Source organism: Streptomyces sp. NPDC088910 (genome assembly GCF_044749865.1).
In the GTDB taxonomy this organism is placed as follows: Bacteria; Actinomycetota; Actinomycetes; order Streptomycetales; family Streptomycetaceae; genus Actinacidiphila.
The window spans coordinates 230,385-244,528 of sequence record NZ_JBIVIV010000004.1 but is presented as its reverse complement, the minus strand read 5'-3'; the positions used below and the strand labels follow the sequence as shown (position 1 = coordinate 244,528).

At 71.0% G+C, this 14,144-nt stretch carries 9 protein-coding genes; 4 read left to right on the top strand and 5 right to left on the bottom strand.

Annotation, left to right across the window (positions count from 1 at the left end):
- Positions 1-375: 375 nt before the first annotated feature.
- Both ACIP4Z_RS12100 and ACIP4Z_RS12095 read left to right on the top strand, forming a co-directional pair.
- Positions 376-1,566 carry a cytochrome P450 gene (locus tag ACIP4Z_RS12100; RefSeq protein WP_401306951.1) on the top strand — a complete coding sequence of 397 codons (1,191 nt, stop codon included), beginning with the start codon at positions 376-378 and terminating at the stop codon, positions 1,564-1,566.
- 170 nt (positions 1,567-1,736) lie between these two features.
- The gene (locus ACIP4Z_RS12095) at positions 1,737-2,189 is read left to right on the top strand and encodes a nuclear transport factor 2 family protein (protein ID WP_401306948.1); all 453 of its coding nucleotides are present in this window, start codon (positions 1,737-1,739) and stop codon (positions 2,187-2,189) included.
- A gap of 77 nt (positions 2,190-2,266) precedes the next feature.
- Here ACIP4Z_RS12095 and ccrA read toward each other — a convergent pair whose 3' ends face one another.
- The 3 genes from ccrA to ACIP4Z_RS12080 form a co-directional block, all read right to left on the bottom strand.
- The gene (gene ccrA / locus ACIP4Z_RS12090) at positions 2,267-3,607 is read right to left on the bottom strand and encodes a crotonyl-CoA carboxylase/reductase (protein WP_355332739.1); all 1,341 of its coding nucleotides are present in this window, start codon (positions 3,605-3,607) and stop codon (positions 2,267-2,269) included.
- Between the two features lie 28 nt (positions 3,608-3,635).
- Complete coding sequence (locus tag ACIP4Z_RS12085) at positions 3,636-6,449, bottom strand: AAA family ATPase (RefSeq protein WP_391160922.1); 2,814 nt, start codon at positions 6,447-6,449, stop codon at positions 3,636-3,638.
- A gap of 252 nt (positions 6,450-6,701) precedes the next feature.
- Positions 6,702-7,463, bottom strand: a complete 762-nt coding sequence (locus ACIP4Z_RS12080; protein ID WP_401306943.1) for a thioesterase II family protein — start codon at positions 7,461-7,463, stop codon at positions 6,702-6,704.
- A 303-nt stretch (positions 7,464-7,766) separates the two neighbouring features.
- Between ACIP4Z_RS12080 and ACIP4Z_RS12075 the strand changes: the two genes are divergently transcribed.
- Together ACIP4Z_RS12075 and ACIP4Z_RS12070 are read left to right on the top strand one after the other, a co-directional pair.
- Complete coding sequence (locus ACIP4Z_RS12075; RefSeq protein WP_401306940.1) at positions 7,767-9,398, top strand: FAD-dependent monooxygenase; 1,632 nt, start codon at positions 7,767-7,769, stop codon at positions 9,396-9,398.
- A 167-nt stretch (positions 9,399-9,565) separates the two neighbouring features.
- Complete coding sequence (locus tag ACIP4Z_RS12070) at positions 9,566-9,787, top strand: hypothetical protein (protein ID WP_355332750.1); 222 nt, start codon at positions 9,566-9,568, stop codon at positions 9,785-9,787.
- A gap of 24 nt (positions 9,788-9,811) precedes the next feature.
- Here the strand turns inward: ACIP4Z_RS12070 and ACIP4Z_RS12065 are convergent, their stop codons facing one another.
- On the bottom strand, positions 9,812-12,094 hold the full coding sequence (locus ACIP4Z_RS12065) for an FAD-dependent oxidoreductase (RefSeq protein ID WP_401306937.1): 2,283 nt from the start codon (positions 12,092-12,094) through the stop codon (positions 9,812-9,814).
- Between the two features lie 138 nt (positions 12,095-12,232).
- Positions 12,233-13,924 (bottom strand): right-handed parallel beta-helix repeat-containing protein, encoded by a 1,692-nt coding sequence (locus ACIP4Z_RS12060; RefSeq protein ID WP_401306934.1) that lies wholly within the window; start codon positions 13,922-13,924, stop codon positions 12,233-12,235.
- Between the last annotated feature and the right edge of the window lie 220 nt (positions 13,925-14,144).

Sequence of the window (14,144 nt, the reverse complement as noted above, 5' to 3'; positions counted from 1 at the left end):
GGTCGCACGAAAACGCCAGACTTTCCACCGCCTCGGTGGAATGCGGAGTGCGCGTCCCGATCGCCTCGGAATTGTCGCCCTCCGCGCCGTCATCCGTGGTTGCGGACAGGACGGACGTGGACCGGTAATCGATCCCATCAGCGTTCAACTGGCCAGTCAACCGGGGTCATTGACCGCACGACCCCTGCCCCCGCGGGGGTACCCCCTAAAACACGGCCCCCACCCCCTATACCTATTCCGGGGTTTGAGCCACTGCCGCACGCTGTTACCGTCCACGGGCGATGAAATTCGGAATAATTCCTCATTCGCGGCGTGAAACAAGTGTCCGGCCACGGCCGCATCCGCACGCCGCGCGTCATACGCTGGGAGTCTCGCGTGACCGATTCCGCTGTGTCGCTGAGCCCGCCGTCGGCCGCCGACGGCGGCGCTGAACTGTTCGCGTGGCTGCGCCGCATGCGCGACGACCATCCGGTGTTCCGCGACGAGAACGGCAGTTGGCACGTCCTGCGGTACGCGGACGTGCAGCGGGTGCTGTCGGACCAGAAGGACTTCTCCTCCGACCCGACCCCGGTGTCACCGAAAGCGGCGGAGATCGCCCGCGGTGACCTGGCCCAGATCGACCCGCCCGAGCACCACCATCTGCGGCGCGGGATCAGCCGGGTGTTCACGCCCCGCACCGTGGCCGAACTGGAGCCGCGGATCGCCGAGATCGGCCGGGAACTGCTCGGCGCCACCGACGGCATGGACCGTTTCGACCTGGTGCGGCATCTGACCCATCCGCTGCCGGTGATCGTGATCGCCGAGCTGCTGGGCGTACCGGCCGAGGACCGGCCGATCTTCCGGCACTGGGCGGACCGCATCATCGCCGCCAAGATCGTCGGCATCGACCTGCCGGAGAACTACGAGCGCCTGCGGACCGCGATCGAGGAGATGGACTACTACCTCGACGGCATGCTGGAGGAGCGGCGGTCCCGTCCCGGTGATGACCTGCTCAGCAAGATGGCCACCAGCGAGGTGGACGGCGAGCCGCTGTCGTCGGAGGAGGCCGTCAACTTCGCCCGGCTGCTGCTGATCGCCGGGCACATCACCACGACGATGATGCTGAGCAGCGCGATCCTGTGCTTCGAGGAGCACCCGGAGGCAGCCGCCGCGCTGCGCGCCGACCGCTCGCTGATCCCGGCCGCGCTGGAGGAAGTGATGCGCTACCGGCCGCCGTTCACCATCACCGGCCGGTACACCACCCGGGACGTGCCGATCGGCGGTGTGGTCATCCCCGAGCGGTCGATCGTCATCCCGTGGCTGGCGTCGGCCAACCGCGACGAGCGGCAGTTCGAGGACCCGGACCGGTTCGACATCTCCCGTACGCCCAACGCGCACGTCGCGTTCGGCAAGGGCATCCACTTCTGCATCGGTGCGCCGCTGGCCCGGCTGGAGGGGCGGGTGGCCCTCAATCTCCTCCTCGACCATTACCAGGACGTGCGGCTCGACCGCAGCGAGCCGCTGGAGTTCTACGACCGGAACTTCTTCGGAGTGAAGTCGCTGCCGGTGTCGGTCGTCCACACGTGACCGCCGTGGCCTCCCCTTCAGGTCCCGACGGACCTCGCCCTGCGCCCGGCCGTCCGAACGCCTTCCCGACCGCTCTCCCGACCGCCCGTCCCACGCCTCTCCCGACTTCCCGTCCCACCCCTTCCCCGACCGCCCGTCCCACCGCCCTCCCGACCATCGGAGCAGCCACGATGACCGACGAGAAACGGGCCAAGTGGCTCATTCTCGAACACTGTCGGATGATCAACGACGGCAATGTGGAGGGCCTGCTCCAGCTCTACGCCGAGGACTGCACCTTCGAGGACCCGGTGGGCAACGGCGAGCAGCACGGCCTGCACGCGCTCAGCCAGCGCGCCGCCGCCGCCGTCTTCTCCGGCGCCTTCGAGGACGCGGCCATGCCGGTGGCGTCCAAGGACGGCCAGTGGGCGTCGGTGCCGATGGTCTCGACCTTCAACTACCTGCCGCTGGCGGGTCCCGCGATGACCGAGTCGGGCCTGCTGCCGCCGGTCCCGCCCAAGGACCCGGAGGAGAAGATGATCCGGGTGAACATCGTGATGACGATCCACGTCAACGAAGTCGGCCTGGTCGACCGGATGATGGCGCTGTACGGCAGCTCCGACGTCACCCTCATCGACCGGAAGTGACGGACCGCTGACCGCCCCCGGCCGGGCGGAGCGACACGGTGGCGCGCACCCGCGACGGGTGCGCGCCGCCGCCGTTGTCAGCCCACCGGGGTACGGAACCGGTTGATCTCCGGCAGATGCCGCTCACGCGTCTCGGGGTCGGTCACGCCGAGCCCCTCCTGGGGCGCCAGGCACAGCACGCCCACCTTCCCGCTGTGCTCGTTGCGGTGGACGGCGCGGGTCGCCTCCCCGGTGGCCTCCAGCGGGTAGACCGTGGACAGCGTCGGGTGCACCATCGCCTTGGTGATGAGGCGGTTGGCCTCCCACGCCTCGCGGTAGTTGGCGAAGTGCGAGCCGACGATCCGCTTCAGCGACATCCACAGGTACCGGTTGTCGTACTCGTGCCGGAATCCGGAGGTGGACGCGCACGTGACGACGGTGCCGCCGCGGCGGGTGACGAAGACACTGGCGCCGAAGGTCTCCCGGCCGGGGTGCTCCAGCACGATGTCCGGGTCCTCGCCGCCGGTCAACTCCCGTATCCGGCCGCCGAACCGCTTCCACTCGCGCGGGTCGGGCGTCTGCGGGTCCTTCCAGAACCGGTAGCCCTCCGCGGCCCGGTCGATGACCAGCTCCGCGCCCATGGCCCGCACCAGCTCGGCCTTGCGCGGGTCGGAGACCACGCACACCGGCACCGCCCCGCCGTTCAGGGCCAGTTGGGTGGCGTACGAGCCGAGGCCGCCGCCCGCGCCCCAGATCAGGACCACGTCGCCCTGCTTGAGCGAGGCGCCGTTGCGCGAGACGAGCTGGCGGTAGGCCGTGGAGTTGACCAGCCCGGACGACGCTGCCTCCTCCCACGTCAGGTGCGCGGGTTTGGGCATCAACTGGTTGGACTTGACGAGCGTCAGCTCCGCGAGGCCGCCGAAGTTCGTCTCGAAGCCCCAGATCCGCTGCTCGGGGTCGAGCATCGTGTCGTCGTGCCCGTCGGCGGACTCCAGCTCCACGCTCAGGCAGTGCGCGACCACCCGGTCACCCGGCTTCCAGTTGCGCACACCGGGCCCCGTGCGCAGGACCACCCCGGCGACGTCGGAGCCGAGGACGTGGTACGGCTGCGCGTGGCGCGCCGCCTCGGGGCTGCTGCGCGCGTACCGGTCGAGGAAGGTGAACGTGGGCAGCGGTTCGAAGATCGCGCTCCAGACCGTGTTGTAGTTGATCGCGCTGGCCATCACGGCGATCAGCACCTCACCGGGTCCGGGTTCCGGGGTGGCGACGTCGATGGTGTGCAGGGACTTGGCGGGGTCCTTCTCGCGGGTCTCCAGTCCCTCGAACATGTCGGTCTCCTCGCGGAGCACGGCCGCGCCGCGGTAGCTCTCCGGCACCGGGAGCGCGAGGAAGTCCTCGGCTCCGGCACCCGCGCGCACGGCGTCGATGATCTGCTGCATGAGCGGTCCTCCCGTTGTGACCCGGCGGTCAGGCGATCTCGTTGGTCGGCATGTGCACTTCCAGCGGGAGTTGGTGCCGCCTGGTGATGTTGAGCTTGCGGTAGACCCGGGTCAGGTGCTGCTCGACGGTGCTGATCGTCACGAACAGCTTCGCCGAGATCTCCCGGTTGGTGTATCCGCAGGCGGCCAGGGCCGCGACCCGCTTCTCGGAATCGCTGAGCTTCGCCTCGGCCTCCGCGCCCAGCGCGTCGGCGGCGACCGGTTCGGCGAGCGCGGCGGCGGCCGGGGCGAGATCCTGGGCCCGTTCCCGCTCGCCCTCACGCAGCCGCTGCCCGGACTCCGCGCACAGCGGTTCCGCGCCGCACTCGCGGGCCAGGTGCAGGGCCCGGCGGGTGACGGCGATCGACCGTGTGGTCTCTCCCAGTTCGCGGTACGTCTCGCCCAGCACGCCCACGGTGCGGGCCAGTTCGAGCCGGTCGCCCGACCGGTGCAGGTCCTCGACCGCCCGGGCCAGCAGCGACGGCCGGAGCTTGAGGTCGACGCTCTGCGCGCGCAGCCGCAGCGTGACGCCGCGCACCCGCGGGTGCACCGCGTCCGGCATCCGCAGCTGGTCCACGATCAACCGCTCGGCGCGGTCGGGCTGTTCGAGACGGCACAGCGCCTGCGCGGCGTCGGTGCGCCAGGGCAGCAGCACCGGTCGGTCGACGCCCCAGCGGACGGCGAAGCGGCCCGCGGTCTTGAAGTCGGTGAGCGCGGCCTCGGGTTGGCCGGTGGCCAGGTAGAAGTGGCCGCGTGCCCGCAGGTATCCGAGACCGTAGACGCTCTTGAGCAGGGCGTCGGGAATCGGCTGGTTGAGCCGCCGGGCCGCGGCCGTGTAGTCGCCCGCGGCCGTGTGCGTGAGGATCAGCACGGCCAGCGGACCGCCGACGAAGAAGCTCCCGTTGTGGGCGGAGACGCTGTTCAGCGACTCCTGCGCGTACTGCGCGGCGGCCTCCAGCCGTCCTCCGCGCAGCGCGATGTCGGCCCTCAGGCCGGCGAACACCGCCCGCCAGCCCGGCGCCCGCCGCCGGTCGGCCTCCTCCTGGAATCTGCGACAGGCGTCGTCGGCGGCTTCCAGCCGGTCGCCGAAGTACAGCGACACCACGGCGTTGACGATCGGCGTCAGCGTCACGTCCATCAGCGGGGACACCCGCAGAAAGCGTTCGGCCGAGGTCTCCACGCCGGTGTCGGGCGACAGGACCGGGCAGCGCAGCGACCCGTCGGGGGACGGATGCGCCACCGCGTCCGCGGATATCGGGTGGTCCTGCACCCCGGGGTCGCCGCCCTCGCCGCACCACTGCCCGGCCAGGGGCGTCAGTTGACCGAGCGCCGCCTGCGCCGCGCCCCACTGGCCGGACGACGCCCTCGCCTTGAGGCCGCCGAGGATGGCGCGGGCCTCCTCGAAGCGGCCGTGGCTGATCAGCAGGTCGGCGAGACCGGCGGCGGTGTGGGCGGGCAGCCGGGTGGTGGCCGCGGAGGCGACCAGTTCCGGCAGGTGCCTGGCCTCGGCCGCGGCGGGGTTGATCCGCCAGAGCACGGCGGCCAGCCGCAGCCTGATGTCCGTACGCACCCGCTCGTCGTCGCACCCGGCGCAGGCCAGCTCCAGGTAGTCGATGGCGAGCGGGGCGTCGTCCTCGTGCAGCGCGGCCTCCGCGGCCTCCCGCAGTACGGCCGCTCCCCAGGAGCCGGGCACCTCGCCCCCCGCGAGCAGGTGCGCGGCCACCGCCGAGGGGCGGGCGCCCTGGTCCCTGAGCAGACCGGCGACCTCGCGGTGCAACCGGCCGCTCTCGGCCGCGTCCAGGCTGTCGCGGACCACGGACAGCGCCACCGGGTCGCGGAAGCGCGGGCCGTCCACGATGCCCGCGGACTCCAGTGCCTGCAACGCCTCGTCGACGCTCCAGGAGGTGGCCTCGGAGACGCGCCCGACGGACTCGGTGTCGGCCGCCTCGCCCAGCACCGCGACGGCGGCGGCCACCTCCCAGGTGTCCTCGCCTCCGCGGCGCAGGCAGGTCAGCAGCGCCTGTCCGAACAGCTCCCCGGCGAGCGGCGGGGCGATGCCCGGCGGCCAGTGGGCCACCGCGCGGTGGCAGTCCTCGAGACACGCGCGCAGCAGCAGCGGATTGCCGCCGGTCAGCCGGTACAGCTCCGCGGCGTTGACCGCTCCGGCGGGCAGATCGGTATACGCGGCCAGGATCTGGGCCACGCCGTCCTGGTCCAGGGGCAGCAGCCGCAGCCGGTGCACCTCGGGCTGACGCAGCAGCTCGACGGCGAACTGCGGGTCCCGCGGTCCGCCGTGCAGCGGCTGGGTGAGCACCATCAGGACACGTCCGCGCCGGGTCAGCCGGGCGAGCTGGAGCAGACACCGCAGCGACTCGGCGTCGACGTGCTGGAGGTCGTCGACGGCGATGACCACCGGTGCCTGCTCGGCCATGTCCTTCACGGCCGCGGCGAGTTGCCGGGCGAACCGGCCGGTTCCCTGGTCGGTGGCCCCGTCGGGCGGTACCGGTGGCGCGGTCGACGGCGGCACGCCGTCCATCAGTTGGGAGACGGCGCCCAGGGGGGTGCCGGCCTCGGCGGGCGACCCCGCCGCGCACAGCAGGGTGACCCCGGACCTGGTCGCCTCGTCGATGACCCATTCCAGGGTCTGGCTCTTGCCGCAGGCGATCGCGCCCTCGACCAGAACCGTTCTCCCGCTGCCGGACATGACATCCCGCAAGGAATTGCTCAAAAACTCTAACTGCGCTTCACGCTGAATAAATTCCACGACAGTGAACAGCCCCCGTTCAAACCGTTCAATTCGCATTACCCAAAAGACACCGGGAACGCAACAAAGCGCCTGCGGGTGTGAACCCCGTGGCACAGATGATCCTCATCTATCCCAAACAGCCAACTCCCACCGTATCCGAAAGCCGATTCGACTCTATCGCGGCTTTCCGAAGATCGGGCAACCCCGGCGCGTTAAGGAAGCGGAAGAAGTCGGCCATCTCCGACTCGGCCGCATCCGGGCCGGCCACGGCCGGCCCGGTCACCGCCAACCCGGTCACCGCCGGATCGGTCACACCGGCACGCCGAGCCGGTCGCGTAACCCGGCGATCACCGCCGGCCCCTCGGCCACCAGGTAGAAGTGGCCGCCGGGGAAGACCTCGATGTCGAACGGGCCCGTGGTGTGCCCCGCCCACGCCTCCGCTTCCGCGATCTCCACCTGCGGGTCGCGGTCGCCGACGAACGCGGTGACCGGGCATTCCAGCGGCGGTGCCGGGCGCGGCGCGTAGGTCTCGATGGCCCGGTAGTCACCGCGGACCGCGGGCATGATCATGCGCACGATCTCGTCGTCGGCGAGCAGATCGGCGTGGGTACCGGCGAGTCGGCGCAGTTCGGCGACGATGCCGGCGTCGTCCCGCCGGTGGACCGGATCGGGCAGCGGACGGTGGGCGGAGGGCGCGCGGCGCCCGGAGACGAAGAGCCGGGTCGGCTCCACCCCATGGTTCCGTTTCAGCCGCAGGGCCACTTCGTAGGCGACGACCGCGCCCATACTGTGGCCGAAGAACGCGGTCCTCCGGTCGACCATGGGGGCCAGCGCCTCGGCGGCCAGGTCGGCCAGGTCGTGCAGGTCCTGGACCGGTTGCTCGGTCCTGCGTTCCTGCCGTCCCGGATACTGCACCCCGATGACTTCGACATCCGGTTGCAGCGCGCTGGAAACGGGGAGGTAAAAACTTGCCGAGCCTCCGGCGTGCGGAAAACAGACGAGTCTGCGGGGTTCACTTCCGGGCGGAGCTGGGTGATAGCGGCTGAACCATGCCTCGCGGTTCACACACATCTCCAATTCGTACAAATCCGCCCAACGTGCCCAAGGAGTGCCATGCATGCGGTTTCGAAACTAGTTCGGCTCCGCACTCGCCAGTAACCCCTAATCCGGCGAGCGCCACCCCTATGAACGGAAAATGGCGAGGCAGGGGTGGCCGAAACCGGCAATCCGCGAGGACCGCTCGACCGGCTGCCCGCCCGGCGGCGGTGGCGCGTCGGGCCCCGGCCGAATTTGCCGCGCGGGCGGAGGGCGGGACGGGGTAGGCGAGGGCCAGGCCGTGTCGGCAGGACACGCATGAGGTCTCGCGGAGGATCGATGGAAGCGAACACCGTTGACGGCGGCGCGAGTTGCCAGGTTCTGGTGGTCGGTGCGGGGCCCACCGGGCTGTTGGTCGCCGAGGAGCTGGTCCGGCGCGGTGTGGGGGTCCGGCTGATCGAGCGGTCCACCGAGGAGAACACGCAGAGCAGGGCGTTGGTGGTGGGAGCCCGCACCCTGGAGGTGCTCGACGACCTCGGGATCGCCGAGGAGGCGGTCGACCGCGGCCGGATCCTGCGCCGTATCGACGTCCATCCCGGCCCGGACGACGTCATCCCGCTCGAACTGGACGGCATCCGCTCGCCGTTCCCCTTCGCGCTCTCCCTCCCGCAGCCGGAGGTGGCGGATTTACTGGAGACGGCCGCGCGGCGGCAGGGCGCGGTCGCCGAGCGCGGCACCGAACTGACCACGTGCCGTCAGGACGCGGACGGCGTCACCGCGACCCTGCGGATGCCCGACGGCGCGGAGCGCACGGTTCGCGCCGACTGGCTGATCGCCTGCGACGGGGCGCACAGCACCGTACGGCGGACGGCCGGGATCGCCGGCGACCACCGGGATCTGCACCGCGCCTTCCTGCTCGCCGATGTCGCGGCCGACTGGGATCTTCCCCAGGACCGGCTGCATCCCTGGCTGGGCGGCCACGGCATCCTCGTCCTGCTTCCGCTCCCCAAGCCCGGCCACTGGCGTGTCATCGCCGATGTCCCGTCCGGCTCCGACGCGCCGGAACCGGACGAGGACATGCTCAACCGGCTGCTCGCCGAGCGCACCCCGCTCTGCGGCGCCGACGGGGGCAGCGCGATCTCCCGTGTGGACTGGCTGAGCGGTTTCGAGGTGCGCGAGTCACTTGCCGAGCACTACCGGCAGGGGCGGATCCTGCTGGCGGGGGACGCGGCGCACACCCACAGCCCGGTCGGCGGACAGGGCATGAACGTCGGCCTCCAGGACGCGCACAATCTGGCCTGGAAGCTCGCGCTGGTCGTGCAGGGGCGGGCGGGCGCGGGGCTGCTGGACTCCTATGAGCAGGAGCGCCGTCCGGTGGCGGACCGGGTGCTGCACGCCACGACCCGCGCCACGAAGGTGGCCACGACGCACGCCCCGGTCGCCCGTACGCTGCGAGCGCAGGCACTGCGGCTGATCAGCAGGACCCCTCCCGTACGGCATCGGCTGGCCCTCGGCGTCACCGAGCTCTTCGTCGACTACGAGCACAGCCCGCAGGTCGACCGCGCCCGCAGGTCCGGCGCGGGCGGCCCCGGCCCCGGCGACCTCTCCCCCGACGCGTTCGTCCACGACGGCACGGGCTTCACCACGCTGCGGCACCGGCTGCGCGGCAGCGAACACGCCCTGCTGGTGTTCCTCGGGTACGAGGACGACGAGCGGCGGATCGCGGAGGTGACGCGGGCGGGCCGCGAGGCGCTCGGGGACTTCGGCACCGTCGTCGCGGTGAGCCGGACCCGCGGGAAGGGCGACCCCGACCGGTCGCTGCTCGGCGACCGGCACGGCGCCTGCCACCAGGCGTTCGCGGCCACCGGCCCCGGCCTGTGCCTGCTCCGGCCCGACCGCTTCATCTCCCACCGCTCCCAGGGCTGGGACATGTCCGGAGTACGGGACCGGCTGGCCGCGCTCGCGCGCTGACCGGGAGCGACGGCGCATCCGCCGTCCGGGGCCGCGCGGCCCCGGACGGCGGGCGGGCGAGGTCCCGCGCACGCCGAGGAGACGCCCGTGTGACGATCCCCACTCGAACACCCGTTTCCCCGGTCCTCCTCCGGGCACGCGCATACGTGACCCAAGAGGTGACTTCGTTGGACATATTCGATGACGAGACCGGCTCGCCGCCCACCGGCGCACTGCCGATCGCGGACTACAAACATCTGCCCAAGCTCACGATCGAGGGGATCGTCCCCTCCCTCCAGCGCGAAGAACTGGAAACGGTGCTGCGCTACGAGAACAGCCACCGCAACCGCACGCCGCTGATCCGCCTGCTGATGTCCCAGCTCCGCGTCCTGCGGCACCGCGCGCGGTAGGACATCGTCCACCCCGCGGTGGCGTCACGACGGTGCCGCGTAGCAGCGGACGGCGAAGAGCGCGGCGGGGGCGGCGCCGTGCGTGGACACCACCTCGACGGACAGCTCGTCCGTTTCGAGGGGGGTGTCGAAGGTGAGGACGTTGTGGGTCTGGTGGTTGTCGGCGCGTTCTGCGACCACGCGGTCCCCGGCGCGGACGACGTAATCGCGTACGCAGAACGGCACCGCGCGCTCCTGGTGGTCCCACAGGACGGACTCCATGGCGTGGTCGGCGTCGGTGTCGAAGGTCAGGTGGAGTCGGCCGATGCGTCGGGTCTCCGGCCAGCGCAGGCGGACGGTGGGACGGCGGTCCTCGTACGCGGCGGCCCACGCGTTGGGCCGCGCCGTGGGCCGGTCGTGGCCGTTGCGGACGCCCTCCACGCTCCACGCCCTGAGCGGAGGGTCGATCGTCAGGGCGAAATTGTGTCCGCCGGGGCGCCGTTCGGGGGTCCAGAACTCCACGCGCGGCTTGCCGACGGCGTCGTCCGCCTCCTGGGTGCCCGTGTGCCGGACCGAGAGCAGGCCGGTGACGCGCCGGGTGGTGGTCCGCACCGACACGTCGTCGTTGCGGATCAGCGTCAGGAAGACGTACCGCGGCCGGTCGACCGCCGCTTCGACGTCGACCTCGATCCGCTGCCCGGCGCCGGCGTCGAGACTGAACTCCCGCGCGGCCAGCACCACATCGGGGGTGTAGTCCTCCGGCCGGTTGCCGGTACGGAGCTCCACCCGCAAGGTGGTGGGGGCGGCCACGTCGACGGTCAGCGTCATCCTCGGCAGCTTTCCCGCGTCCAGCGGCAGCAGTTGGGCGCGCGAGTGGTCGAGCGGCACCGCGGGACCGTCGCCGGGGAGCGACCCCACGGTCAGCTCGCTCGACGCGGTGAGCGCGGCCTGCCCGGCGAGGTCGTCCGGATCGTCGAGCCGCAGGTCCGGGATGTGCTGCCCGGCACGCAGGAGTTCACGCTGAAGGGCGGGCATCCGGTCGGGTTTCGTCAGCTCCGCCGGGAGTACGCCGTCACGCGCGCACACGGCGGCGGCCATCCCGGCGGCCTGTCCGATCTGGGCGCAGGTGGCCATCACCCTGGTCGAGGCGAACGCGACGTGCGAGACGCTGATGATCCGGCCCGCCAGCAGCAGATTGCTCACGTCACGGCTGACCAGGCAGCGGTAGGGCACCTGGTAGACCCCGCGCGCGTGCAGGTGGTTGCTCCCGGCGTGCTCGCTGAACACGCCGTCGGCCGGGTGCAGGTCGAGGGACCATCCGCCGGAGGCGACGGCGTCGGCGTGGGGGCGCTGGTCGACGATGTCCTGCTGGCGGAGCATGTACAGGCCCTCGAACCGGCGGCTCTCCCGCTTGCCGGGAATCAGCCCGGCCCACTCCAGCGTCAGGGTCTTCGCCTCGGGGAAGTCACCGGAGTTCTTCAGGTGGTTCCAGACGCCGTAGACCACCTTCCAGAGCTCCCACTTGATCTCCTCCGTGTCGTGCACGGTGTCGAGACGGCCGCCGTACTCGATCCACCACAGTCGGCAGCCCTGGACCGTGGTGTCGAAGCTGCGCCAGCGGGGGATCTCGGTGATGTCGTCGAGCGCGTAGCCGGGCGGCACGAAGGTCACCGGCCGTCCGACGTCCTTGCTGTAGAAGTAGATCGACTGGCCGAGCAGGCCGCCGTACGACTCCTCGGGCGCGAAGAGTTCGCCGAACTCCTCGGTGGACTCCGCGCCCATCCGGTAGGCGGCGCCGGCCAGGTAGCCGAGGACGCCGTCACCCGACGCGTCACAGAACACCGGGGCCGTCAGCTCGTAGCGCGTGGAGTTCTGGGCGCAGAAGGCGCTCACCGAGGCGATCCGGTCGCCGTCCTTGGACACCGCCGTCGCCGCCGTGTTCAGCAGGAGGGTGATGCCCGGCTCGGCGACCGCCTTCTCCAGGAGCACGGTGTCGAACAGCACGGCGTTGCCCTCGGGGTTGCGGAACATGTTCTCCACGAGGATCTCGTCGAGCACGCCGCCCTCGCGCGACCAGCGGTTGTTGTTGAACATGTGCGCGGTGGCGCCCAGCACCCAGAGCCGTATCTCGCTGGAGGCGTTGCCGCCCAGCACGGGCCGGTCCTGGACCAGGACGACCCGCGCCCCGGCCCGCGCGGCGGTCACGGCCGCACACGTACCGGCCATTCCGCCGCCGACGATCACCAGGTCGGCGCTGAGCCGCTCGGTGCGGAAGTCCCGGCTGTCGCGGGCGGGTTCGGTGGTGAGGAGAGTGCGCGGTGCGGTCATGCCGTTTCAGCGCTCCTTAGGAATCTGCTGGTTGAGGTGGCGTCAGTTCGGGCCGTGCGATGGCCACTTCGCCGCGCCGGGGCGGCCCGCCGCTCATCGCGTGCGACGGGCCGCCCCGGCAGGTGCGGGGGCAGAGCGCTAACCGGCGTCGGCGCCGATGTTGGGGGCGCCGGGGATCGCGTTCTGGTAGTAGTCCACGCCCCCGTTGCCGGAGACGGCGACTCCCGAACCCGCGGCCGGGGAACCGGAGGCGAGCGTGTACGCCTGCGGGCACGGCTGCGGTCCCGCGCCGGAGGACGGCGTCCAGGCGCAGGTGCCGCCGGTGCCGGGCGAGGTGAACAGCGGGTCGCCGAAGACCGGTCCGGTCTCCACTCCCGCGGCCTGCCACGCGGCGAAGGTGCTGTAGGTGGTGCCGCCCCAGCGCCAGGCCGGGGAGCTGGCCGCGTAGTACAGGTTGTGCGACAGGGTCATGCCGGTCTGGCCGTAGGCGTTGTAGTAGAACTGGCCGGGGTGACCGTACTGGTCCCTGTTGCCCATGTCGCAGATGTTGTCCGCGATCAGTGAGCCGCCGGCCCAGGTGCCCGCACTGTAGCCGAAGTTGAAGCAGGCGCTGGCCGTGGACTTGGTGCTCTGGGCGACGTTGGTGAAGAAGGTGTTCCCGTAGACCGACAGCGCGTTCTTCGGCGCGTTGGGCACGACGGTCATCAGGCCGCCCTGGATCTTGGCCCAGTCGTCGTTCTCGGAGATGTTGTAGCGGTAGGTGTTGGGACCCCACACCTTGGAGTCGACGGTCGAGGTGTAGGCGAGCAGGCCGCTGCCGGCGTTGTGGTGGGTGTAGTTGTACTCGACCACCGAGTTCGTCGTGCCGCCGTCGAGGTCGATGCCGTCCCAGTCGCACCCGGCCGTGAACGCCGGGTACGGCTGCACGTTGTAGACCTCGTTGTACCTGATGGTGACGTTGTTCGAGGTGTACGTCTCGATGCCGCTCGCGCCGCCGCAGGAGGTCACGTTCGCGCCCACGTCGTGGATCACGTTGTGCTGGATCACCGCGCCGTCCCAGCCGTTGCCGGTGATGCCCGCACCCGTATCCTTCGCGGGCATACCGAGGTTGTAGACCGTGTTGCCCTCGACCGTGACGTCGGTGATGTTCTCCCCGGAGCCCCAGCCGTAGATGCCGGGGCCGTCCGGTGAGGTCACGCTGGCGCCGTGCAGCTTGTTGTGACGGATCTGGACGTCGTTCAGAGGCCCGCTGTGCCCGTTGACCGCGTAGCCGAGGATCATGATCTCCCCGCCGAACGAGCTGCTGCTTCCGGCGGGTGTGGAGAATCCGGAGATGTCGGAGCCGGACACCGCCAGCCCCTGGGTGGCGGCCGTGCCGTTCTGGTTCTCCAGCAGGACGCCGGCCGCGGTCGTGGAGCCGTTGACCACTTTCAGTCCGGTCAACTGGAAGCCGCTGACGTTGTCGGCCGTCACGGCCGCCGAGTAGTCGCCGGTGCAGTTCGAGGTGAGGGTGGCCTGTCCGGTGCCGTAGGAGTTCACCACGAACGGCGTGGACGCGGACGACGACGGCACGTTGACGGAGTTGAAGACCAGGCAGCCGGTGAAGGCCTGCCCGCCTTCGAAGGAGACGGAGCTTCCCTGGGGGAAGGTGGAGCCGTTGACCTTCGCGACGGTCTTCCACGCCTGGGCGGGTGACAGTCCGGTGTTGCTGTCGCTGCCGCTCGGCGAGACGTAGTACGTCGCCGTCGCGGCGTGTGCCACGACCGTTGTGGCGGGCAGACAGCCGAGGACGACAGGTACGATCGCGAGTGTGAGCGCCTTTGCTCTCATGGTTCTCCCTCACTGCGTGCGTATGTCGACGCACAGGCACGCAGCCGATGAATCGTGGTGGGGGCATGCCTCGGCCAACCGCGTCCGGCGTGTACCGGCGCGGTGCCGGGCAGTCCGTGTGCGCTTCCGGGCCGCGACGTTCACGGCGTCGCGGACCCCGGATCCGGCTCCACGGGACCTCGTGCGCGCTCCTTTCCGTGGGTCGAGGTGATGTGCCCGC